Annotated in this window: 23 protein-coding genes; 5 read left to right on the top strand and 18 right to left on the bottom strand. The window is 44.7% G+C overall.

Annotated features, from left to right (window positions below; translation table 11 throughout):
- Positions 1–753: 753 nt before the first annotated feature.
- The 5 genes from NE665_RS03645 to NE665_RS03625 form a co-directional block, all read right to left on the bottom strand.
- The gene (locus NE665_RS03645; protein WP_117444972.1) at positions 754–1755 is read right to left on the bottom strand and encodes a GGGtGRT protein; all 1002 of its coding nucleotides are present in this window, start codon (positions 1753–1755) and stop codon (positions 754–756) included.
- An 11-nt stretch (positions 1756–1766) separates the two neighbouring features.
- The gene (locus tag NE665_RS03640) at positions 1767–2459 is read right to left on the bottom strand and encodes an iron-sulfur cluster assembly scaffold protein (protein WP_002608028.1); all 693 of its coding nucleotides are present in this window, start codon (positions 2457–2459) and stop codon (positions 1767–1769) included.
- A 449-nt stretch (positions 2460–2908) separates the two neighbouring features.
- Entirely contained in the window at positions 2909–3472 is a 564-nt protein-coding gene (locus NE665_RS03635; RefSeq protein WP_117444970.1) for a histidine phosphatase family protein, read from the bottom strand.
- A 19-nt stretch (positions 3473–3491) separates the two neighbouring features.
- Positions 3492–4280, bottom strand: a complete 789-nt coding sequence (locus tag NE665_RS03630; protein ID WP_256302458.1) for a histidinol-phosphatase HisJ family protein — start codon at positions 4278–4280, stop codon at positions 3492–3494.
- A gap of 76 nt (positions 4281–4356) precedes the next feature.
- Positions 4357–4719, bottom strand: a complete 363-nt coding sequence (locus NE665_RS03625) for a hypothetical protein (protein ID WP_117444969.1) — start codon at positions 4717–4719, stop codon at positions 4357–4359.
- A gap of 298 nt (positions 4720–5017) precedes the next feature.
- Here NE665_RS03625 and NE665_RS03620 point away from each other — a divergent pair, with 298 nt between their 5' ends.
- The gene (locus NE665_RS03620; RefSeq protein WP_117444968.1) at positions 5018–5359 is read left to right on the top strand and encodes a Tat (twin-arginine translocation) pathway signal sequence; all 342 of its coding nucleotides are present in this window, start codon (positions 5018–5020) and stop codon (positions 5357–5359) included.
- Between the two features lie 506 nt (positions 5360–5865).
- Here NE665_RS03620 and NE665_RS03615 read toward each other — a convergent pair.
- A complete protein-coding gene (locus NE665_RS03615; protein WP_117444967.1) occupies positions 5866–7647 on the bottom strand; it encodes an ABC transporter ATP-binding protein in 1782 nt (593 codons plus the stop codon).
- Complete coding sequence (locus tag NE665_RS03610) at positions 7640–9370, bottom strand: ABC transporter ATP-binding protein (RefSeq protein WP_118654832.1); 1731 nt, start codon at positions 9368–9370, stop codon at positions 7640–7642. The genes NE665_RS03615 and NE665_RS03610 overlap by 8 nt, the downstream gene beginning before the upstream one ends.
- 84 nt (positions 9371–9454) lie before the next feature.
- Between NE665_RS03610 and NE665_RS03605 the strand changes: the two genes are divergently transcribed.
- Complete coding sequence (locus tag NE665_RS03605; RefSeq protein WP_117444965.1) at positions 9455–10270, top strand: MerR family transcriptional regulator; 816 nt, start codon at positions 9455–9457, stop codon at positions 10268–10270.
- A 2109-nt stretch (positions 10271–12379) separates the two neighbouring features.
- On the opposite strand, the gene NE665_RS03600 is transcribed toward NE665_RS03605, so the two are convergent.
- From NE665_RS03600 to NE665_RS03580, 5 genes are all read right to left on the bottom strand, one after another.
- The gene (locus NE665_RS03600) at positions 12380–13276 is read right to left on the bottom strand and encodes an ROK family protein (RefSeq protein WP_117444483.1); all 897 of its coding nucleotides are present in this window, start codon (positions 13274–13276) and stop codon (positions 12380–12382) included.
- On the bottom strand, positions 13260–13727 hold the full coding sequence (locus NE665_RS03595; protein ID WP_117444482.1) for a PTS sugar transporter subunit IIA: 468 nt from the start codon (positions 13725–13727) through the stop codon (positions 13260–13262). Before NE665_RS03595 ends, NE665_RS03600 begins: the two co-directional genes overlap by 17 nt.
- 15 nt (positions 13728–13742) lie before the next feature.
- Positions 13743–14402, bottom strand: a complete 660-nt coding sequence (locus tag NE665_RS03590) for an HAD family hydrolase (protein WP_117444481.1) — start codon at positions 14400–14402, stop codon at positions 13743–13745.
- Between the two features lie 57 nt (positions 14403–14459).
- Positions 14460–15884, bottom strand: coding sequence for a PTS mannitol transporter subunit IICB (locus NE665_RS03585; RefSeq protein ID WP_117444480.1), 1425 nt, complete (start codon positions 15882–15884; stop codon positions 14460–14462).
- A gap of 135 nt (positions 15885–16019) precedes the next feature.
- Positions 16020–17021: a Gfo/Idh/MocA family oxidoreductase gene (locus NE665_RS03580; RefSeq protein ID WP_117444479.1), complete on the bottom strand. Its 1002-nt coding sequence runs from the start codon at positions 17019–17021 to the stop codon at positions 16020–16022.
- A 289-nt stretch (positions 17022–17310) separates the two neighbouring features.
- Between NE665_RS03580 and NE665_RS03575 the strand changes: the two genes are divergently transcribed.
- A complete protein-coding gene (locus NE665_RS03575; protein WP_178760154.1) occupies positions 17311–19248 on the top strand; it encodes a BglG family transcription antiterminator in 1938 nt (645 codons plus the stop codon).
- Positions 19249–20009: 761 nt separating this feature from the next.
- On the opposite strand, the gene NE665_RS03570 is transcribed toward NE665_RS03575, so the two are convergent.
- From NE665_RS03570 to NE665_RS03555, 4 genes are all read right to left on the bottom strand, one after another.
- A complete protein-coding gene (locus tag NE665_RS03570) occupies positions 20010–20279 on the bottom strand; it encodes a DUF3795 domain-containing protein (protein WP_117444477.1) in 270 nt (89 codons plus the stop codon).
- A 20-nt stretch (positions 20280–20299) separates the two neighbouring features.
- Entirely contained in the window at positions 20300–20857 is a 558-nt protein-coding gene (locus NE665_RS03565) for a PadR family transcriptional regulator (protein WP_117444476.1), read from the bottom strand.
- Positions 20858–20918: 61 nt separating this feature from the next.
- Entirely contained in the window at positions 20919–21422 is a 504-nt protein-coding gene (locus NE665_RS03560; RefSeq protein WP_117444475.1) for an HAD domain-containing protein, read from the bottom strand.
- Positions 21403–21942, bottom strand: coding sequence for an HAD domain-containing protein (locus NE665_RS03555; RefSeq protein ID WP_117444474.1), 540 nt, complete (start codon positions 21940–21942; stop codon positions 21403–21405). The genes NE665_RS03560 and NE665_RS03555 overlap by 20 nt, the downstream gene beginning before the upstream one ends.
- Before the next feature lie 136 nt (positions 21943–22078).
- Here NE665_RS03555 and NE665_RS03550 point away from each other — a divergent pair, with 136 nt between their 5' ends.
- Together NE665_RS03550 and NE665_RS03545 are read left to right on the top strand one after the other, a co-directional pair.
- On the top strand, positions 22079–22825 hold the full coding sequence (locus NE665_RS03550) for an SDR family oxidoreductase (protein WP_117444473.1): 747 nt from the start codon (positions 22079–22081) through the stop codon (positions 22823–22825).
- 347 nt (positions 22826–23172) lie between these two features.
- Entirely contained in the window at positions 23173–23511 is a 339-nt protein-coding gene (locus NE665_RS03545) for a helix-turn-helix transcriptional regulator (RefSeq protein WP_117444472.1), read from the top strand.
- A 47-nt stretch (positions 23512–23558) separates the two neighbouring features.
- On the opposite strand, the gene NE665_RS03540 is transcribed toward NE665_RS03545, so the two are convergent.
- Together NE665_RS03540 and NE665_RS03535 are read right to left on the bottom strand one after the other, a co-directional pair.
- Positions 23559–23861, bottom strand: coding sequence for an AzlD domain-containing protein (locus NE665_RS03540; protein WP_117444471.1), 303 nt, complete (start codon positions 23859–23861; stop codon positions 23559–23561).
- On the bottom strand, positions 23854–24573 hold the full coding sequence (locus NE665_RS03535; RefSeq protein ID WP_117444470.1) for an AzlC family ABC transporter permease: 720 nt from the start codon (positions 24571–24573) through the stop codon (positions 23854–23856). The genes NE665_RS03540 and NE665_RS03535 overlap by 8 nt, the downstream gene beginning before the upstream one ends.
- Positions 24574–24739: the final 166 nt, after the last annotated feature.

The following is a 24739-nucleotide window of genomic DNA, read 5'->3' as shown; positions in this document are numbered from 1 at the left end:
TTACTTACTTCTACCTATTTGAAACCCTTTCTAACGCTATATTTATGCTCTGTATAGACTTCTGTAGAAGAAAGTTCCACATTTTTTATTCGCCTTTTGAAAGTGGAATTTAACTTTTCACTTCAGCAGAATCTTTTTGATAAATTTTTACTTTTACAAACACAACACCGCATAAATCATCCTTCTATGTATCTCAGTATGCCCGAAAACCGTTACCGCAACCTGCTTCTTTCAGTAAAAAAGGAAGAAGGAAAAGTGACAACAGAGCGTACCAGCTTAAAAATAGAAGCATACTGAAAAAAGTTTAAATACAGAGGAACAGATTCGTTAGCCGCTGCATTGCCACAGCCAATCAGGGGCATGCTGTTTTTGGATCACAGTCAGCCTCCAGACACAGCCTGTTGTACTGCCTTCCATACGAATCCTTCTGCGGTTTGGATCGGATACGGCTTCCAATGGATTGCATGCATTCGCTATTTACATTGCAGACTTTCAGCTAGGAAAGCATGGACAAAGGGGATGGATGAAATTCCTGTGCAAAAGATAAGGGGAGAGCTTCTTCATAAATCAATCAGTGCAGCTCCTTTTGATTCCGATTGCTATTCATATGCCGCTAAAAGCCGAAATGGCTTCACGCTTGATAAATCATACAGGAATACAGATGTAGGAATTTTATAGGAACCCCCTGCATTTCCATGCGCTTCCCCCTTCCATAAACGAAAAAAAGCCTTTTTTCAAAGGCTTTCTCGTTTATTATTTGTTCATTGCTTCAGAAACAGCTACAGCTACAGCTACACTGGCACCAACCATAGGGTTATTACCCATACCGATCAGACCCATCATTTCTACGTGAGCAGGAACAGAAGAGGAACCTGCAAACTGTGCATCAGAGTGCATACGTCCCATCGTATCAGTCATACCATAAGAAGCAGGACCAGCAGCCATGTTATCTGGGTGCAGGGTACGTCCGGTACCACCACCGCTTGCTACAGAGAAGTATTTCTTGCCCTGTTCGATACATTCTTTCTTGTATGTACCTGCAACCGGGTGCTGGAAACGTGTAGGATTTGTAGAGTTACCAGTGATGGAAACATCGACACCCTCGTGGTGCATAACTGCAACACCTTCACGAACATCGTCTACACCATAGCAGTTTACAGCAGCTCTTTCTCCCTGAGAATAAGCAGTTCTGGACAGTTCTTTCAATTCTCCTGTGAAGTAATCAAACTGAGTTTCAACATATGTAAATCCATTGATACGAGAAATGATCTTTGCAGCATCTTTTCCCAGACCATTCAGGATAACGCGCAGCGGTTCTTTACGTGCCTTGTTTGCATTACGTGCAATACCGATAGCACCCTCAGCAGCAGCAAAGCTTTCGTGTCCTGCAAGGAAAGCAAAACATTTTGTTTCATCGCTCAGCAGCATAGCAGCCAGGTTACCGTGTCCGATTCCAACCTTGCGGTCATCTGCAACGGATCCAGGAATACAGAAGCTCTGCAGACCTTCACCCAGTGATTTTGCTACATCATATGCGCTCTTTTCGCCTTTTTTGATTGCGATTGCAGCACCAGCAATGTAAGCCCAGCAAGCGTTCTCAAAACAGATTGGCTGGATTTCCTTCACGATGTTGTATACATCAACACCTAAATCGTCACACAGTTTCTTTGCTTCTTCGATAGAAGAAATACCATATGAGTTTAAAACTTTATTGATCGTATCAATACGTCTTTCGTAACTTTCAAATAATGCCATGATTTTTCCTCCTATTCGTGTCGCGGGTCGATGTACTTAACAGCATCTGCGTAACGACCGTATGTTTTCTTAGCGTTGTTTAAAGCTTCTTCAGCGTTTACACCCTTCTTGACAGCATCCATGAAGACACCCATGTTTACATATTCGTAACCGATGATTTCTCCGTTTTCGTCAAGACCCATTTTCAGAATATATCCTTCTGCAAGATCCAGGTAACGAGGTCCCTTTACCTTGGTAGAGTAAACTGTACCAACCTGAGAACGTGTACCCTTACCTAAGTCTTCCAGACCAGCTCCTACAGGAAGTCCGTTTTCAGAGAATGCAGACTGTGTACGTCCATAGACGATCTGTAAGAACAGTTCACGCATAGCAGTGTTGATTGCATCGCAAACAAGGTCTGTATTAACTGCTTCCAGCAGTGTCTTTCCTACGATTGCTTCACTTGCCATTGCAGCAGAGTGAGTCATACCGGAGCATCCGATTGTTTCGATCAGAGCTTCCTCAATAATACCTTCTTTTACGTTTAATGTCAGTTTGCAGGCACCCTGCTGAGGAGCACACCAACCAATACCGTGTGTCAAACCAGAGATGTCTTTGATTTCTCTTGAATAAACCCATTTTCCTTCTTCAGGAATAGGTGCACATCCATGGCTCGCACCACACTTTACAGTGCACATGTTTTCAACTTCTTTTGAATAAATCATGTCATTTCTCCTTTCTCATAATCCATGATAGATTTACCTTTATGCCACCTTCCCCTTCAGGAAAGCTGTAGCTGTTTCTGCAATGTCATCTCCTCTATTAAACAACATTTGCAAGTGCGGATATGTACCGTTTTCTTATTCGTGCAATATTTCACAAGAAATCGTTACCCACCATTTTATTGTAATTCTTTTCCATGGTTATGTCAATGCTTACCATGGTTTTTAGCCCTTAAACAAGCAAGAAAATCCAACTGCTCACAGACAGAATAAAGCAGGTATGCAGCTATATAAAACATCAAAAACAGCTCCGTTTGCGAATCGTTTGCTGTTGCGTACCTGTTTTCGGGATATGCAGAGATTCCACTGTAAACAGAAATGGTGTCCCTTCGGTACAGACTGCTTGCGAAGGCTGCCGCATTATTTGAATCAGATAAGAAAAAAAGGGACATTCATCCCTTCACTAATTCCTGTATTTGTTTTGACGCATACTGCTTAACTTCACAATTCGCAATGATAAGATCACTCAGATTTTCCATACACGCATAGCCCTCGAAGAAGCACTGATAGGGTATACTGACTCCGCCATGCGCTACAATCAGAATTTCCTTGTCCTGTGCATCTGGTAGAATCTCCCTTAAAAAGCTCTCTACCCGTTCATAGAAATGCGCGGTATCCTCACCGCCCGCAAACATGGATGCTGAGGAAAATGCCCACAAATCATCAAAGGGAACATCCTTTCGCAATGCGCCTTCCATACTACCGAAGCTTCTCTCCATCAGGCGTTCATCACACTGGATGGAAAGCCCCCACAATGCATTGATAATCTCAGCTGTTTCTCTGGCACGCTGCAGCGGTGAACAATAAATGGCATCCATAGCTACCTGCTTCAGCTGTTCTCTTGTTTTCACAGCCTGTAAGCGACCGGTCTCATTCAATGCAATATCGCTTTTCCCCTGCAGCTTTCCTCTGACATTCCAGTCAGTCTGCCCATGTCTTACAAAATATAAACCCATTTCTTTGTTATCCTTTCCGCTAGTTCAGCCCCAGCTGTTTACTGATTTCAGCAATATGCATTCCCACATGCTGCGGCTGATGCGCATCACTGGCCGTCATAATTTTAACACCATGTGCCTGTAGAATATTCAGAAATGCTTGGTTGGTACCGACATCCTCATGCAAATAACGGTAATGACAGCCGGTGTTGGTTTCCATATATACATCATGCTCCTTAGCCAGCCCTGCAAGCTTTTCATAGGTCGGCTTCAAATCATAATCCGGTTCATAATGAAAAATCTTCAGCTGATCAGGATGACCGATCTGTGTAAACAGATCACTTTCAATCATATCCTCCATAATTTCATAATACCGCCTGTAAATGGCATTTGTATCATATTTATCCCATAATATTTCCCGGGAAAACCCATTCATATCATACAGCAATCCGTCAATGGAATGAATGCTTCCAATCAGAAAATCGTAAGGATAACCTGCCAGTAACTCACGAAGAAATTCCTTATCCTGTGGAGCATAGCACACCTCAAGACCGAAACGAACCTCAATCGGAAGCTCCATTTTCTTCATTTCCGCAATCAGATCAAAATAGGCCTGCAGCGACTCCAGCGTTTTCTTTTCAAACCATTCCTTCTGATAAACAGACGCCTGCTTCAGATTTTCATACATCGGTTTAAATTCCAAAAACCGATGGGTATGATCCAGAATCTGTATGGTATCCATCCCTGCCTTTACGCCGGCTTCTACATATTTCATTGCATAATCCACGGTTAGCGGACCATTCTCCAGATGCATATGTCCATCAATCACGATATCACCCCTTTTTATTTCCTACATTATACTTGCAGAAAAGCGCGATTGCAACTGATTCCCCTTGTGCATCCGATTACTGCGCCATAAAGCCCTCCGGTTTTCGCGGAAAGGAAATGAGTGGATTATCCATCGGCTCCACCACATCCTCCTCTTTATAGCAGGTGCAATCCTGACTCATACCCGTCAGGCCTGCGTCCTGCAAAGAACAGATCAGCTCTGTATAAGCAAGAATATCCTTATAGGATGTACGGATATTACCATCGCTGTCCTGTAAAAGGGATACCCGGATCTTATTTTCAAACTGTCCGTTCGCGATGGTGACAAGCATATCTCCGATACGTTTCTGCCAGCGAATAAATCCCTGAGCATTGCTTTCCTGCATAGTAAAGCCAAAACTGCGCAAATGTGCCAGAACATCGTCATTCTTGATTCTCATTCATTGATTCCTCCATTATCTTTTTACTAGCTTATGCAATTATATGTTGAAAATACAAAAAAGGTTCCTAATGAAAAATAATTGTTTGTGTGATTGTACACTACCTCCTGTGTTTTCTGTCAATATAATTCTTTCTTCCATTACTATACCGTATTTTATCCATACTTACAAGAAGGCAAAACCCTTTTCCAGCAAAACCTTCTAAATTCCTCTCATCCTTCTCATTCCCTCTGCTATAGGTATATGCTTTGTGTTATATTATAGATAGAAGATGCTATCTGTCAAAAGGTGAGGGCTTATGAAGTCCCGTGATTTTTTCAGAGCGGAAAACGACAGAATCTATTTCCTACAAAGCGGTAAGGCTTATGCGCTGCACGATTTAAAACATATAGAGGTGCTGAATCGTCCGGTATTGAAAACGGTCGGAGCCTCCATAGCAAATGCGATAGCAAATGCAATGACGAATAGCCTGGTAAATGGCAATGAGCAGGTTCATATCATCGTTCGCATCCATCTCTCAAAGGGCTATGAGGATATCCTTATGAATCAACAGGTGCTCATAAGAGGAAATCTGGATTATCACGAAATGGTGGAGCATGCCCGTAAGCTGCAAAAAAAGCTGAAGCAGTACATAGCATAAGCATATACGAAGCCACAAGCGAGTATTGAGCTTTCTTACGAATATATGGAAATAAAATATATATGCACATGGATAAAGGATATAAAAAAAAGAGGCTTCTCCTACATTGCTACAATCAAAAAATCCTCAGAAGTGGAAAAAATATAAAGCATTTGATTATGTAAATGAACTAAGTGCATTGTATTAGCTAAATGATAATGAATGATATATGAATGAACTCTTTTTCTAGAGTATTTTTCAGGTACTTGACGCCTTCGCTTTTTAATCAACAAAAGCAAAACCCCAAAGCAATATTGCCTTGGGGCATACTAGAGAGATATCATATCGTGATTCTAATTACTGTCTAACTTTTGTCCTTGACAATCGAACCACTTTAGTATGGAGACCTCTTTTTCAACAGGCTTTAAACAAACGCCTTTCACAACCTTTTCAATTTACATATGCATAGCATCCTCTTTTAAAAGCAAGGTCACCTGCGTCCGAAGCTCCTGCTATGAGCTGCACGTCTATTCCTTATCGGCAAATTGTGAATTGTACAGCTTTTCATAATAGCCCTGTTTTTCCATCAGCTCCTCATGCGTTCCCTGCTCGACGATATCACCATCGTTTATCACAAGAATCAAATCAGCAGAGCGAATGGTGGACAGACGATGCGCAATGACAAAGCTGGTTCTTCCCTCCATCACACGGTGCATCGCTTCCTGCAGCATTTTTTCCAGACGGGTGTCGACAGAGCTTGTCGCCTCATCCAGAATCAAAATCTGCGGATCCTTTAAAATGGCTCGGGCTATGGTAAGCAGCTGCTTTTCCCCCTGTGAGATATTGTTGGCTTCTTCATTGATTACGGAATGATAACCATCCGGCAGCGTACGAATGAAGTGATGAACATTCGCCATCTTCGCCGCGTGAATGATTTCATCCTTGCGGGCATCCAGACGTCCATAACGAATATTGTCGTAAATACTTCCGGAAAACAGCCAGGTATCCTGCAATACCATACCAAACATATCGCGCAGCTCTCCACGCTTCATGTCGCGGATATCCACACCATCAATGCAGATACTTCCTCCATTGACATCGTAAAAGCGCAGCAGCAGATTGATCAGTGTTGTTTTGCCGGCACCGGTAGGACCAACGATTGCCACCATCTGTCCGCTTTTCACTTCTACGTTAAGATCCTTCATCAACGGCTCCTCACCATATCCGAAACGAACATGTGAGAAGGTGACATTTCCCTTTACCTGTTCAATATGCTTAGGTGGATTCAGCTCTGCAATCTCTTCTTCCTCCTCCAGAATTTCCAAGACACGGGCAATCGCCGCAAAGGCCGATTGGATCTGTGAGGACAGGGAGGAGATCTGAGATAACGGATCATTGACCTGCCAGATATAGCGGACAAAGGCCTGCAGATTTCCAACACTCAGGTTTCCCTGTATGATTTGAATCGTTCCAACGACTGCGACTCCGCCAATGGTCAGATAGGTAACCAGAGCATTCAATGGTCCAATCGTACTGGATACAAACTGTGCGGTACATGCATTCTGTCGAAGATTTTCATTCAGGTTCCGAAATTTCTCAATAGATTCCTGCTGCTTGTTGAAGAGCAGAATCTCATTGTAGCCGGTATACAGCTCCGTTATAGCACCATTCAATGCGCCGAGTGCATCCTGCTGTGCCTTGAAGCGCTTCTGGGAGTGCCGTACGATAAAAATGGTAATCAGTAAGGACAACGGAATGATCAAAAAGGCGATGCAGGCCATGAGAACATGGATGCGAAACATCATGATCAGCGCCAGAATGATTGTTAAGACACCAGTAACCACATTGACAAAGCTTTGCTGTAGGGCGTTGCTGATCGCATCCACATCGTTTGTGATTCTGCTCAGCACATCACCGAACTGATGGCTGTCAAAGTAGCGTACCGGTAAGCGGCGAATCTTGCTTTGCAGCGCATTTCTTAAATCCTGCATGGCATGCTGAATAGCATTTGTCAGCCAGATAACCGCAAATACCTGAGACAGGGTCTTCGCCAGATAGATAAATGCCAGCATCAGCATGATTTTCGTTATCTCATCAAAATTTACCTGGAGCTTTCCTATGCTTTCGGCGAGTGATAAATCGCTTGCCAGCTGTGTGGTAATCATCCCCTCCACACTTGGCGCACTGACCATGGTAACCACACTGATAATAACCATGAGAACTGCACCTGCAAATTCCCATTTATAAGGAGAGATGAATGGTTTCAGACCGGAAACGATCCGCTTACATGATGACAGCTTTTTATTCATGAGCCAGTTCCTCCTCACTTAGCTGAGACAATGCGATTTCTTTATAGATTTCACAGTTCTTCAGCAGTTCCCGGTGAGTTCCGGTACCGATGACGTTTCCTTCATTCAAAACAACGATACGGTCTGCTTCCATAATGCTGGAAATGCGCTGTGCGACAACCATGACGATGGCATCACCGGTTTCTTTTTTCAGCTCTTTGCGCAATGTCGCATCAGTTTTAAAATCCAGTGCGGAAAAGGAATCGTCAAACACATAGATATCCGGCTTGCGCACCAGTGCACGGGCAATGGAAAGACGCTGCTTCTGACCGCCGGAAACATTGGTTGCTCCCTCGGTGATTTCTTCCTCAAAGCCATGCTCCTTTTCCATGATGAAGTCATATGCCTGTGCGGTTTTTGCTGCCTGGATAACCTCTTCGATGGTTGCATCCGGTTTTCCAAAGCGGATATTGTCCGCAATCGTGCCATTGAATAAAAAGGCTTTCTGCGGTATCACACCAAGGCGGGAGCGCAGCTCAAACAGATCGTAATCGCGAATATCCACACCGTCGATCCGAATGCTTCCCTCACTGACATCGTAAAACCGCGGTATCAGATTGACCAGTGTACTTTTTCCAGACCCTGTACTTCCGATAAAGGCAATCGTTTCGCCCTTTTTCGCGGTAAAGCTGACATCCTTTAATACGGGCTCTTCGCCATCCGGATAGACAAAGGTCACATGCTCAAAGCTGATTGTTCCCTCCTGGCTTCCCTCCTTGCGTTTTCCATCATTGTGCACCAGCGGCACGGTATCGAATACCGCTTCAATACGCTTGGCACTGACCTCTGCACGAGGATACATCATAAAAACTGTACAAAACAGCATGATGGAGAACATGGCATGAAACAGATAATCCATGAAGGCGACCAGCTGACCAAGCGGCAAATCGCCTCCCTGAATCAGCAAAGCAGCCACCCAGTAAATACACAAGCCTGCTACATTCATAAGCAGGAAGAAAATCGGTGAGGTCATCATCATCAGCTTAAACAGCTTTTTGGAGTAGTCGGTGAATTTTCCGTTTGTATCATCAAAGCGCCGTTGTTCATATGCATCGTTATCGAATGCACGAATAACGCGGATTCCACTCAGATTTTCACGGGAAATCCGGTTCAGGCTGTCTAAGGATGCCTGCTGATTTTCGGAAATCGGTTTACTGATTTTCGCAACCACAAAGACTCCGATGATAATCAGCGGAATGGTCGCAACAATGATACCGCTCAAAGGCAGTGATGCTCTTGCCGTCATGATAATGCTTGCAACGAACATGATTGGCGTCATCAATGCGGTACGAAGCAGCACATTGACAAACATCTGAATTTGAAAAGCATCATTGTTGGTACGGGTAATCATGGAAGAAATCCCGAACCTGTTAAATTCATACGCAGTAAATCGCTGCGCATGATCAAAGATATCATTTCGGATATCCCTGGTGATTGCTGTAGATATCTTTGCACAGCAATACCCGAGGAGGATTGTCATGCTGACTCCAATCAGTGAAATCAGCAGTACGACAAATCCCATGCGGATAATATAGTCCGTATCGGCATTCATAACACCGACATCGATCATATCCGCAATAATGGTCGGGATTCCAAGTTCCACCAATGCAAATCCGAAAACGGAGATGACATTGATGATGAATAGTTTTTTATATCGTTTCAGATAATGCAAAATAAGCTTCAAAATATCCCTTCCTTTCTTGACGTCGTTCGTGAGCTATACTATCATAAACTATAAGGTAACCTTATAGTCAAGAGGAGAATGTGTATGAAAGAAAAGAAATATCTGACAGCGGGGCAGTTTGCGAAAATCTGCGGTGTAGAAAAGCATGTATTGTTTCATTACGATGAGATTGGACTCTTTCAGCCGATTATGATTAACGATAACGGCTATCGGTATTATTCCTATCATCAGTACGACACCTTTTCCGTCATCACCAAGCTGAAAAAAATGGGCATGCCGCTGAAGGATATCAAGGTGTTTCTGGAACAGCGCAGTCCTGCATTGTTTCTGCAGCTGCTGGAGGATAAGTTTGAGGAGGTGGACAGGGAAATCGAAAAGCTGCTGGCCTTGAAACGAATGATGGTATATATGAGGGACAGCACGCTGTTTGCGGTAACGCATGAGGAGGATGATATCGCCGTACGCCGATACCCAAAAGAGATTTTGCTATGCAGTGATGATCTGGAGAATGCCTCCAGCCGCAGCTTTGCCTCCTTCATGGAGGAATATATCAGCTTCTGCAAGGAGCATAATGTCCTGGTTCAGGAATCTGTAGGCTGTATGATTAAGACAGATAATATACGAAACAGGGATTATCTAAATTTCTCATATCTTTTTATGAAAATTGAAAAGGACATTCGTCAAAACACACATATCCGTGGGGAAGGAAGCTATTTATGCGCATGGCATAAGGGTCCTTATGATACCATCCAGAGCACCTATGAGCGGATGCTTGCATATGCCGAGCAATGTAATTTGATAATCGGTCCCTATGCCTACGAGGAATATCTGATTGCCGATATAGCACAAAAGGATCATACCCAGTATGTAACCTATATACGCATGGACTTGGTGGATTAAAAGCAGCAGGGATTGCTGTGAACATCTTTTTTTGCTCGGTATGCCCTACCTGCATAATTATGCTAATATGCTGAGATATCTATTGAAATTCCATTTGGACTGGGGTATAATACTACCAACCAGTCCCGGGTCGTTTGACCCAAGCAGGAGTAAAGTGTTCGTGCACTTTACTCCTTTTTACATAGAAGGCACCAGTCCCAGGAAATGGATGATGTGCATCCTCACCTCCTTTCCCTGTTTTTACTGTCTATCTGCGCCGCTTTCTGTGCTTCAAAATGATCTCAGCCAGATACCCTGCTTCATGCAGAATACGTGGGCATATCATAATGATTGTCAAACAGATGACGACCCATTCGGACATTGGACTCCTTTCCTTCCTGGTGCGTATAAATATGTATTGTCTACGCATCGCAGAACCTCCTACATACTTTTATACGTTTCAAACCTGCAAAAATCCTAAATTATTTTTTTATTTTCTGAGATTTTGGAATAACGCACTCAAAAAATCTCTGATACCTTTGTTAAGAGCTATTGAAATTCCATTTGGACTGGGGTATAATACTACTAACCAGTCCCGGGTCGTTTGACCCAAGCAGGAGTAAAGTGCTCGTTACACTTTACTCCTTTTTACATAGAAGGCACCAGTCCCAGGAAATGGATAATGTGCTTCCTCACCTCCTTTCCCTGTTTTTACTGTCTATCTGCGCCGCTTTCTGTGCTTCAAAATGATTTCAGCCAGATACCCTGCTTCATGCAGAATACGTGGGCATGTCATAATGATTGTCAAACAGATGACGACCCATTCGGACATTGGACTCCTTTCCTTCCTAGTGCGTATAAATATGTATTATCTACGCATCGCAGAACCTCCTACATACTTTTATACGTTTCAAACCTGCAAAAATCCTAAATTATTTCTTTATTTTCTGAGATTTTAGAATAACGTACTCACAAAATCTCTGATACCTTTGTTAAGAGCTATTGAAATTCCATTTGGACTGGGGTATAATACTACTAACCAGTCCCGGGTCGTTTGACCCAAGTAGGAGTAAAGTGTTGGTGCACTTTACTCCTTTTTACATAGAAGGCACCAGTCCCAGGAAATGGATGACGTGTTTTTTCACCTCCTTTCCCTGTTCTTACTGTCTATCTGCGCCGCTTTCTGTGCTTCAAAATGATTTCAGCCAGATACCCTGCTTCATGCAGAATACGTGGGCATATCATAATGATTGTCAAACAGATGACGACCCATTCGGACATTGGACTCCTTTCCTTCCTAGTGCGTATAAATATGTATTGTCTACGCATCGCAGAACCTCCTACATACTTTTATACGTTTCAAACCTGCAAAAATCCTAAATTATTTTTTTATTTTCTGAGATTTTGAAATAACGTACTCACAAAATCTCTGATACCTTTGTTAAGAGCTATTGAAATTCCATATGGACTGGGGTATAATACTACTAACCAGTCCCGGGTCGTTTGACCCAAGCAGGAGTAAAGTGCTCGATACACTTTACTCCTTTTTACATAGAAGGCACCAGTCCCAGGAAATGGATGACGTGTTTTTTCACCTCCTCTCCCTGTTCTTACTGTCTATCTGCGCCGCTTTCTGTGCTTCGAAATGATCTCAGCCAGATACCCTGCTTCATGCAGAATACGTGGGCATATCATAATGATTGTCAAACAGATGACGACCCATTCGGACATTGGACTCCTTTCCTCCCTGGTGCGTATAAATATGTATTGTCTACGCATCGCAGAACCTCCTATATATTTCTATACGTTTCCAACCTGCAAAAATCCTAAATTATTTTTTTATTTTTTACAGATAAAGGCATGCATTGGAATTTCTGTGATGAAGCTGTGGTAACGATTTACGATCATGAATGGCAGACTTTTATCGTTTTACGCATATACAGATACAAAGCATTTAAAGAATCCTGCACTTATAAAATACGTACACCATTCTAAAAAAACCTCGAAGTTTTCAGCAAAATACTGAACATCATCCGAGGTTCTTATATTGGTATGTGGTTTTGATTCTATTATATTGAAATCCATCACGCCTGCAATGCTTCACAGCAACCATATCGTTCTCAAGGCATATCAAGCGAACTGGATTCCTTCCTTTATCATCCAGTAAGCGCAAGCGCCAGCCATTCCGGCACGATTTCCCAGCTGTGCAAAAGCAAGCTGTGTATGTGCATAGATTTCTTCATTCATATACTGTTTTAGATATGCTTCCATCAACGGTGCAAACAATTCCTTCTGTGTCATGATACCGCCTCCCAGAATAATGATTTGCGGATTCATCAGACAGGCGCAGCTGCTGACACCAATAGCGATATGGCTGCACAGCTCCTTGATTGCCTGCATACAAACAGCATCTCCGCGTTTTGCCCGTGCACATATGATTTTTCCATTCAAATCAGCTTCCTGTGTCTTCGCTTCCACATGCTGAATCAGTGCCGTGGTGCTTGCAATATCCTGAAAGTGACGGTCCTTTACCCACATGTATCCGATTTCTCCGGCACTTCCGCTGTAGCCATGGTAGATGGTATGATCGATTACCACAGCTCCTCCGATTCCTGTTCCGATTGTCAGCATCAGCGCATGTGCAGCGCCCCTTCCAGCTCCAAACACCGTTTCCCCCAAAGCTGCGGCATTTACATCATTCTCCACCCAGCAGGGCATATGAAAGCGAGCTTCCAGCAGCTGCTTAAACGCCAGGCCGGTATACTCTGGAATATTATCGTTGGCATACTGAATACACCCCTTCTCTGCGTCTACCATACCTGCTGTTGAAATAGCAATACCTTCAATATCCTGCTGCTGCATAGCCTTTGCAATCAGCGTTTCAACGCGCTGCAGGATGCCTGGTCCCTTCAATACTCTGGCATCACTGCTGATCTCATTCTGCATCACAAACACCGGCTGCCCCTTCCTTAGTGTGAAGATACCATACTTGATGGAGGTTCCTCCAATATCAAATGTTATTAGCATCCAATTCCTCCTTCATCCTCCGCAGCAGTTCAACAAATTCCCGCTCGGTTGCACAGCTCACCAGACGCTCGACATGCGCTTCCTCCATCAGGATATCCGCAAGTTCACTGATCAGCTCCAGATGACTGTCGGCATCGACCGCAGCCAGCGTGATAATCAGTGATACCGGATCAAATTTCTCACTTCCAAACGGTATCGGCGGCTCTAAGGTTGTGAAATGTACCGATAGCTCGTTGACACCGCATTCCGGTCTGGCATGAGCCAAAGCAACATGCTTTCCCAATACGATATAAGGACCTACACGATGCACCGCATCAATCATTGCACGGATATAGCGTTCCTCAATTTTTCCGGTTTCCAGCAAATGCTTTGCTGATTTGCGGATTGCATCCTCCCAATCTGCGGCATGAACCCCTACCTCGACATTTTCTTCTTTTATATGTTCTAACATGATGTTTCTCCTTTGCTATGAGGATTGAAAATCCGCAATGAGTTCCTCTAGTTTCAGCTCCTTCAAAGAGGAAAGCTTTCGATAGCAGCCTGTAAAATCACTGGATTCCGTTATCTTGTTTGGCACAATCAGGCACGGCATACCTGCTCTAGCGGCTGCAATCAGGCCGTTACGGGAATCCTCTATCGCCAGACATTCTGTACAGGAGCAGCCAAGAAGCTCTGCAGCCTTTACAAATATATCCGGCGCAGGCTTGATGTGTCTGCTTAATTCCGCTGTGGAAAATGCATCGAAATATTCCAGCAGCTGCAGCCGCTCCAAATGCACCTGCGGCTTTTTTCTGGTCGCAGATGTCGCAATCGCCAGACGCAGTCCTTTTTCCTTTGCAGCAGTGACCAGTTCCGCAACGCCCTCCATCGCCGGAAGATTGCGGGTACGCTCAATAAATTCTGACATTGCCTGTTTCTCAAATTTGCGGATATCCTCATCCGTACCAAGCTTTTGCTTCAGGAAGGCGAACAGTCGCTCACTGCTGGAGCCGACGCACACCAGATAATCCTGTATGCGCAAATCATAATGATAGGCCTTTTTCAACCAATCTCTGTATATATAGTACCATTGTGTTTCTGTATCGACGATGACACCGTCGAAATCAAATACGAGTGCCTTTAACATAGAACCCTCCTTTTAAAAAAGGAATCCTAAAATACGCTCAGATTCCTTTTATCGGTATTATGACCTCGCTGCCTTGATGCTGTTTACAAGCGCATCATATTCCGGTGCATTCAAATAATCCTCAATGGATATGATTTCGATATCCGGCTGTTTCTCATGTGCGACCTGCCGCAAAGACACGTGCGTCACAATGATATCGGCCTTTGGATCCGGCAGCTCCATTACACGGGCATGCTCCACTGTGATATCTGTGATTCCTGCCTTTCGCAGCCGCTTGGCAATCACACTCGCGCCCATGGCAGAAGAGCCCATCCCGGCATCACATACATACACAATACGCTTTACTGTACGAAAATCCGTCACAGTCTCCTTTTCCTCAAACACAGAAGATATCCGGGATTTTTTTCCCTTTAAAGACTCCATCTGCTTTGCGGCTTCCTTCAGATTCTTATTTACATCCTCATCATTCTGTTTGGAATGCTTCACAATCACTGCGGCAACCAGAAAGCTGACGGCGGTGGAAGCAAGCACGGCCAGCAGAATCAGCAGCTGATCTCCGGCCGAGGCCATCATCATGATGGTGACGATACTTCCGGGAGAGCTGACCCCCACAAGACCGACATTGAACAGTGTAAACAGGAAGGTCCCGGTAATCCCTCCGGCAATCGCTGCCAGAACGGTCAGCGGATTCATCAGGATAAACGGGAAGTAAATTTCATGGATACCACCGAAGAAGTGAATAATGCTGGCACCATAAGCGTTTGCTTTTGCATTTCCCTTGCCAAAGAAGCAATATGCCAGCAATATGCCAAGACCCGGTCCGGGATTGGATTCCAGCAGGAACAATACCGATTTTCCAAATTCATTCAGCTGTGTCGTACCAAGCGGCGTCAGGATTCCCTGTCCGATGGCATTGTTCAGAAACAACACCTTGGCCGGCTCGATGAAGATTGCTGTCAATGGTAACAGATTATTGTTTTCCAAGGTGGAAACACCTGCGGAGAACACAGCAGATAGTGACGTAATGGCCGGAGCGATCCAGACACAGCCGATGACCGCGATAACAGCACCAAGCAAAGCAACGGTCAAATTTCCAATCAGCAGCTCAAAGCCGACAGGAATCAACGGTTCCACAACCGCATCCAGCTTTTTCAACAGCCATGCGGACAGCGGTGCGATAATCATGGCGCCCAGCAGCATGGAAATATCCGCACCGATGATAACCCCCATCGTGGTAAAGGCACCGATGACAGCACCTTTTTCTCCATAGATCATTTTCCCCCCGGAAATTGCGATTAAAAGCGGAAGCAGGTACGTGAGTACCGGTGAAATAAAGGCCTTCAGCATATCGTTGGACAGCCAGATTCCCAAAGCGGTAAGAATGCCCCAGCCCATAAATGCTCCCAGATTCGGAAGCACCATGGCACTGAGCTTTCCGCCAAAGCGCTGAGCCTTCACACGCAAAGATACATCTTTTGACATGTTCTTATTCTCCTCTTCATATAATATAAGCTTACGTTCGCTAAACGATAGCGCATGATACATTGCGCATGCTTCCATAAACGATTGCGTAGTTCAATACAGGTAGTCTATTTATAAGAAACATGCTACAGCAGCTTAAAGCGCTACCTCTTTTCCTTCCCTGATGGAACGCTCGATGGCATCAACAACACGCAGCGCATCATAGGACTGCTTCGGTGTGATGACCGATTTTGTATTTGTCGCTACATTGTTCACAAAGGCCATAACCTCTTCTGCCAAATCTCCGCATACCTCACCATTTACATAGTACCAGTGACGGCTGTCCGGATACTGAATTCCCTTTTCGGTAACGAAACGAATACCATGATCACAGGAATCCACATAGGCAACCCCCTTTGTACCAACAAGCTCTACCTTATCATCAATTATCGTTGGAGAGTTTTCCGGAAGTGTCCAGCACGCCTCCATACAGGCTACAGCTCCGTTTTCATAGGTAACCAGTGCATAGATCACATCATTCATGCCGTTTTCCTTCAACAGCACACTGCGATTCTTGGCAAATACCTTCACCGGCTGACAATCCATCCACCAGTTGATATAATCAATATCATGAATCATGACATGCATACTCAAATCACTTGCGCCGATGTAACGCCGCGGTCCGATGATCGGACTATTCCTTCTCACGTAGCAGTGAATGATATCTCCCAGTTCATCGCTGTCCAGCCGCTCCTTGATCATGGCAAAGCGCGGATCGAAGCGAAGCAGGAAGCCTGTTGTAAATACTTTATCATAATCCTTTGTAATTTCATATAAGGCTTTTCCATCCTCCAGCTCCTTTGCCAGCGGTTTTTCCAGAAGAATATGCTTACCTGCCTGCACTGCCAGCTCTACAGCCTCCCGATGCAGATTATCCGGAAGTACGATACTCACCGCTTCGATTGCGGCATCCTTTAACAGCTCCTTATAATCCTTATACAATGTGATTCCCGGAAATTCTGTTGCCAGCTCGCTTCTGCGGTCATCGTTGAACTCACACAATGCACACAGCTCCACCTGCGGTAGCTTCTGATAAATCTGGGCATGATAGGTTCCCATCTGTCCCACACCGATAACACCAACTTTGATTTTACTCATAAAAATCCTCCTCTCATACAGCATGATTCGCTGCCTTGAAATCTCTTTCAATTTCTGACTTCATTGTAAATCCGGACCTAAAAAAAGAGAAGACAACCGTTTTCCATATGAAACGGCAGCCTCAAACCATTGAGCTTCAGCAGCTGTTTCCGTTTTAAACGGCAGCCTCTTCAAATATTCTTCCTGCCGCTTTGCCAGAGGAAACGGCGAAGCCTTATGTTGCTTCCGGATAGTAAAATCTATATAATAAGGGTACCAGGGGGATATATCATAAAGGATGAGGAGGTGGATGCGCTTGTTTCAGTACACGCGATTACAGGACTTACTTGACTACTTTCTGTCGCATCAAGGCTACATTTCTCCGTCTGTGTTAACCAGACACTTTCAAATATCCCAGCGAACACTGCGCAGCGATATCCACAATCTGAATGAGGAGCTATCCGGCTTTGGTGCACAAATCATCATGAAGCGCTCTCAGGGCTATGCCTTGGAAATCAAAGAGGAACAGACACGGACACTGTTGGAGAATATGCTGGTAAATGAGGAGGAAAAGCAGCTGGATTCTGCCGACAAACGAATCAACCACATCATTATCAAGATGCTGTATGCCAACACCTATCTTACACAGGATGAGCTGGCGGATGAGGTATTCGTATCAATCAATACGATAATCAATTATCTGAAAACAATTCGTCTGATTCTTTCCAAGTATCAGCTCACGCTTCAGGCGAAGGCAAACCTCGGCTATATCGTTACCGGTGAAGAGGCAGACAAGCGCCGCTGTATCATCGATCTGATCACGACCAATTACCAGCATTACGAATTCCGTTTTTCGCAGGAGCAGACGGCTTTGCTGAATCATGTCAATCTGGAACAGATCAAGGATATCGTCATGGAGTTCAATCGAAAGAACGATCTGCACTTCTCGGACTATAATCTGAAAAATCTGATTCTGCATATCGCATTGTCCATATCCAGACTGCTTGTAGCCAAACCAATCGAGGAGTATGCAATACCGGAGCATGAAGCGCTTCGTACGTTGCTGGATCCCCTCATTACAGAGATAGAGCTTGATTTTCAGGTTGTCTTTACTGCAAATGAAAAAAATTACATCTACTCTCATTATGTATCCAACACAAATGAGCTTCTGGATGCGCAAAAAAACACGGAGTACATCCATAATCTGGTCGCAAATATTCTGGATTCCATCTTTGAATCCTATCACTTTGACCTACGTTCCGATTTAATTCTGGAGCATGATCTGACGCATCATCTGCAATCCATTCTGAATGCCAGATATTATCATCTAAACAAAAAGAATCCGCTGCTGAATACCATTCGCAACAACTATATCCTTGCCTATGAAATCAGCGGAACGGCAATCAAGCAGGCATTCGCGAACGAGCCGTTTGAGCTGAATGATGATGAAATCGGCTATATCTCTTTGCACATCGGAGCAGCCATTGAGCGCTATTTTGATTCCCGTTACCTCAAGCATAAAAAAGCTGTGATTGTATATGACAGCGGGTATGCCGCTGGCAGCTTTCTTGCTTCCAAGCTGAATACACTATTTAAGGAAACACTGGAAATCATCGGCAGATATCCATCACATGAAATTGAGGAACAAAAGCTGCAGGCTGCGGATATTGTGATTTCCACCGTTGCCCTCAAGCAGACAGCACTGCCGGTTGTGGTTGTGGAGATCCCGCTGTCCAGAAGAGATATTGAAAATGTGGCAAGAGCCATTACAATGGATGAGCAGCATCCGATTGATAAAATCACACAGTTTTTCGATGAGAAGCTGTTTATCAATACAGCTGCAGACAGCAAGGAGGAGATCATTCATACCCTATGCGGCTTACTGCATCAGGAGAACTGCATCAACGATGATTTTGAGGCCAGTGTTCTGGAACGGGAGCAGCGCATTTCGACAGCGATGGATGGTGTGGTAGCCATACCGCATCCCCTTAAAATCTGTTCACGGAAAAGCAAAATCGCAGTCGGGGTGCTTCAGCGTCCGATTTCGTGGTCTGAAAAGGACAGCGCGCAGATTATTCTGCTGCTGGGACTTGCCGACGATGCAAAGAAGGATATTGAAAAGCTGTACGACACCTTTGTCGCAATGACGCACAACGCTCCCTTGCAGGAGCTGCTGTTTCATGCCAGAAGTCTTTCGGAATTTCTGAATATCCTCAAACAGAATTTAGACGAAGATGCATACGGATAAAGCAATGACAGAATGAATCCGGATTATAAAAAGCACGCAGACGCTCCATAGATGAGACGAAGAGAAGGCGTGCTTTTCTATTTTATTTCAGCTATATTACCAGAACAGTAATAACAATGACTCCTGCAACGGACTCACTATGGATAACGGATTTGCAGATAGGTTTTAGCGTATTCACACAGCAGTGCCATCCATTCCCTTTTGTATACACAGCTTATTTCCATATGATTTCAGCATATACTTGCCCGTTTACCGCAGCAATACTACGCTCTTTCTGTAAATAGGATGAAGGCAGCATCCTATTTAACCGCGAATTCTGTTATGTCGATACAATATAAAAATTGATGATCCCAAACAGCGATACGAAAAAGCTATTTCAGCTTGGCCTAACCATATGCAGATGGAGTATTTAAAAAGCTGAATACTACCACAGTAGAATCAGCTTCAACACCTGCGTCAATATTATTTTGTTTCTTTATTTTTCAGCTTCTCCTTCAAAGCATCCTATGTATCACATTCCAAATTTATAGATAACAGCAGCATCCATCTGATGATCCGACAGTGTATCTATCCAATCATCTCAATACCATATTTGTGCTCTTCTGCCTTTTCTATAATCCATCCTGCACATATACTACAGACGAAACCCTCATCCGCATTCAAAGCACAGCTTCACTCAGTGTAAATGGACACCCGACGCGTGTGAATCATAAACCGATATCACGGCAAGCTTACCTCATGAGGAACTGTTCGTGAGCTGCTCAGCCCGCTGTTTTCTCATTCGCCCATGCTCTTAAATTGGCTAAGCGCGGTTTGGGGTCAAAGCCCATTTCCTTTCCCATGCTGGAACACATTTCACAAGGAAACTCTGTACACTCCCCGCAGTGCAGCAAATGCTTTTCCTCACAGCAGGCTTTTACCTGACAGGGACTTCCCCAGAACGGCTGCTTCATGGCATTGCAGCCAAGACAATGCACCGCTTCCTTTCTCTCACACGTTGTACAATCCACACCACATCTTGATGAACACATACTACTCTCCCTTCTCCGCCTTAAGGCAGCTCCTTCATTTTCTCTAAGCCATCGCTGTTTTCCAGCTCCTCGCGCAGACTGTCGCACCAGGTACACAGGGTTTCACAAACGCTCAGCTGCTGCTCCAGAATCGTCCTGCCCACATAAGGGATATCCTTTTTCGCTTCCCTTTGTATGCTCAAATATGCTTGTGTATTCTTCAGGCTTTCTGCTATTCGTTGAACACAATCCAGCCCCTCTTCCTTTCCGACCTTGTTCAGACTGACAACGACCGCGTTGAAGTCAAACAGTATTTCAAATGGCTGCGCACTGATTTCCTGCATCAGCTCATGAAAATACCGCCGTCCCTGCTTTGTCAGTGAATAGATGCTTTTCTCGGGCATGTTTCCCTCCCGCTGCCGCGTTGTCATCAGATAGCCCTTCTGCTCCAGCACTCTCAGCTTTTTGTAAACAGAAGGTGAACTGATTTTCACCCAGTGGGAAAGCTTACGATATTCCACATGCTTTTGTATATCATAGGCACTGCGGGGCTGATCATATACCATACCCAGAAGAATTAAATCAATGGAGGATGCCACACTATCACCTCTTTACTATATACTACTATACTATATACTATCTGTCAATAAAAAAAGCCGCCTACTCCTTTGACAGGATCAAGACAGCCTCTTTGAAATTATCCTCATTGAAATACTTATCCCGAACGTGTACAAAATGGTTTCGGAAGCTGCGCTCCATATTCAGATCATCGATTACCACATAGCGTTTAATTTCCGGATATCCCCATAAATACATCTGAATTTCCTCCGCTTTATCTCCGGTATCTACAGTTACATCAACCAAATACCTATCCAGCCCATGCAGGGAAAACAGCAGCCTTAAGGTTTCAAGAGAGCGATGCATCCGCCATGAGGATGTTAATACGATCGACGCCTCACAGACCTCGGCAAGCTGCTGAATATACCGGCTGGCACGCGGATACCAGTCCAAATCCACAGCCGCAATATCATAGGCATTCACCGGCGCAAAGCGTTTATCCTGCGAAACGTAATAGGCCTTCAGTGCAGCTGCGTCACTGCGCAGATACTCATGAGACCCCAGCGGCATCAATACGCCGTCAATATCAAGGAAGATGATGTTCATGCCCCAGCTCCTTCGTCCTGTGGTTCAGTATATGAAGCGCCTGTCGATAACTTTCTTCATCAAAGATATCCGGTGTGGCAACCGCATGCTTTGGAAAGGTCTTCTGCATTGGAATATCATCCAGAATTACATAGTCCTCCACCTCCGGATGTGCATCCAGATATCGCTGAATTGCCCCTTCCTTGAAAAACATCTCCTTATTATCGGTCATGTCGAGGATATAGCTATCCAGTCTCCACAGGGAAAACAGCCGTTTCATTTCTTCCAGACTTCGCATGCACTTCCATGAGGTTTCCAAAACGATAAGCGCACCGCTTTGATCACATAGCATACGCAGCCGCTCTACGGCAGCCTCCTGAAATCCGCAAGCCACACTGCACAGGTCCCAGTCTGTTATGCCTTTTGTGGAGATACCCTCTTTTTGTAATCTGCTTCGCACAGCTTCCGCATGAAAACAGCTTGTCCTTCGGGAATAGCAGGGGTAGAGTACACCGTCGATATCAAGAAATACAATCTTCATGGCGATTCCCCCTTTCTTACTCTCAGTATATCATGAAAACCCTTTCCTGTTTCTGAAAAAGTCGTTTTCTTTTCGGACCTGCAGGTTTATGTGCTTTCTCACAAGGCATACTAAGTATGACAGGAGGTTGTTGTTTATGAATTTAGAGCTAGATGGCAGAGTTGCACTGGTCAGCGGCTGCTCACAGGGTCTTGGCTATGCCTGTGTACGTACACTGGCCAGACATGGTGCAGATATATTCGGTGTCAGTATCGGTGATGACTCCGCATTGAAAAAAGAGGTGGAGGCGATGGGAAGATCGTATCATTCCCTCACCGTATCGCTTACGACACCCGGCAGCATTCATGATGTAATGAAGGAAGTGCTTGCCGCCTATGGACATGTGGACATTCTGTTGAACTTCGCAGGTATACTGAAAAAAGAGGATACCCTGGAAATCAGCAGGCAGGCGTTTCAAAGTGCCCTGGATATCAATGTAACTGCGGCATTTACACTTTCTCAGGAGGTCATACGCCAGTTTATCAAGCAGGGACACGGAGGTAAAATCATCAATGCGTCCGGAATCCTGCCCTACGGCACCAGCGAATACTGTGCCTATTTCACCAGCAAGGGTGCTGTAGAAGCAATGACGAAATATATGGCGCATGAATTTGCGGGCAGAGATATACAGATCAACGCGATCACACTGGGCTTCATGAATGAAGGGAACCGGCTGCAATGCGGCGATGGTCAGCAGGACGATCTCGCTATCCTAAAGGAAATTCCCGCTGGACGCTGGGGTACCTGGCAGGATCTCGACGGTCTGCTTCTGGTATTGTGCAGTGCAGCGGGCAATTACATCAATGGAGCCTGTATTCCGCTGGATGGCGGCTACAGTATCTGATGCTATGTAGGAATGGATGCTTTCCATTCCTTTTTTCATATCTCATTCCAAAAACATCGCTGTGATCCATACCAGAAACAAGCCGATCAGCAGTACAAGCAGCAAAGTCAGGTAAGCCAGTATGATGTCTTCTCTTTTGGGTTCCATCCGTTCCACCTCATGCTGTACTATGCAGAAGTTCTCCATAAATCTAGGCCTTTATCCTATAGATTATAAAGTAATGTTAAAAACATGCATTTTTAGACAGGTAAAATTCCGTATTTGATTACTTTTTCTAAAGAAAATAATTTTTTCAGATATAATAATGCCGGGCATAGGCAAGGGGAAACAGCCTATAGGAGGAAACCATGAAAAGAAACCACATTGATACAGATTTAGGTGCCGCAATCAAAGAGGGCATCATACTGAACAATATGACACAAAAGCAGCTCGCAAAGGCTCTCCATATTTCACAGCAGACACTCAGCTGCTATATACACAACCAAAGAACACCGAATATACATGATCTCGTGGCGATATCGCAGATTCTGAATCTGGATATTTACGTTTTGCTTGGCTTAAAGAAGGATATTCCGGATCAGCTGGACCATATCATTTTTAAAAATGTGATGAAGCTGGATCATAAAGGAAAAAAGATGGTTTACGATTACGTAGAGCGTTTATTAAAATACAGCTGCCCGCATTAAAAAAGCGCCGAACATTTGCTCAGGCGCACTTCTGCTTCCCTCCTGTTTCAGAAGATACAGGCTGCCAGATATGCCGTAACACAGGACGCTACCGCAACACTCAGCAGGCCTTTTCCCTTATATGCCAGTACCAGCCCCACGAAGCAGCCGGCACAGCTCGCCAGCGTATGACCGGTAGCTGTGAAGATGGCGGGAAACGTCATGGCTCCCAACACGGCATAGGGCACATAAAATAAAAAGGATTTTATAAAAGGACTTTTTATTTCCTTCTGAAAGAAGGTTAGCGGAAGCATACGGATCAGATACGTAACAACCGCCATTACCAGAATGTAAGGAAGATATTCACTCATGCTGCACCTCCTCAACCGGAAAGAACCATGCTCCGAATGCAGATGCGGCAATCGTGCAGATAATGATCACGAACCCGGAGCTGACAGGCATGACTGCCTGCATTGCTGCGAACAGACAGCTCAGAAGCACCGATAAAAGCAATACGATCCGCACGGAGCGCAGCTTTCTGGCCGGAGGTATGATAATAGCAAGAAACATTCCGTAAATGGCGATGCCCAGTGCAGAACGAATTGCCTCCGGAAGCAGGGTACTCGCCGCTCCGCCCAAAAAGGTGCCCAGTGTCCAGCAGAACACCGGAAAAGCGATAAGCCCTGCCATATACCATTTACCGACACGCTCATAGGTACTGCTGGCAAGAGCGAAAATCTCATCGGTGACACCATAGGCAATCATAGCGCGCTCATGCGTTTTCATATGCCGGTCAACCTTCTGCGTCAGGGACAGGGACATAAGAGCATAGCGCAGATTGATGATAAACTGTGACAGCGCCAGCTCCACATAGGAGCCATGTGCCAGCATCAGTGTCAGACCGGAAAACTGCCCGGCGCTGGTCACATTCGTTAAGGATATCACAACGGCAGCCTCCACCGGAATCCCGTTGGAAACCGCCATCATCCCAAAGGTAAAGGATACAGACAAGTAGCCCAGTCCAATCGGAACACCATCCTGAATTCCCTTTTGAAATCTATTTTCCACAACTTCCAAATTCATACACCCCGCAATACTTAGGTAACATTATACAAGAAATTTCTATGTTTTTAAAGGGTGAATCCCGAAACTGGGAAAAGAATACATACCGAAAGCTAAATCATATCCTACTGATACAAGTTGCAACATCATGCAGTGAAACAGCATAAATGTACATATCGGCCAGATT

The organism is Clostridium sp. DFI.1.208 (assembly GCF_024463855.1).
Lineage (GTDB): Bacteria > Bacillota_I > Bacilli_A > Erysipelotrichales > Erysipelotrichaceae > Clostridium_AQ.
Note: the sequence above shows the minus strand (reverse complement) of the source record. Positions and strands in the feature narration are given on the sequence as shown.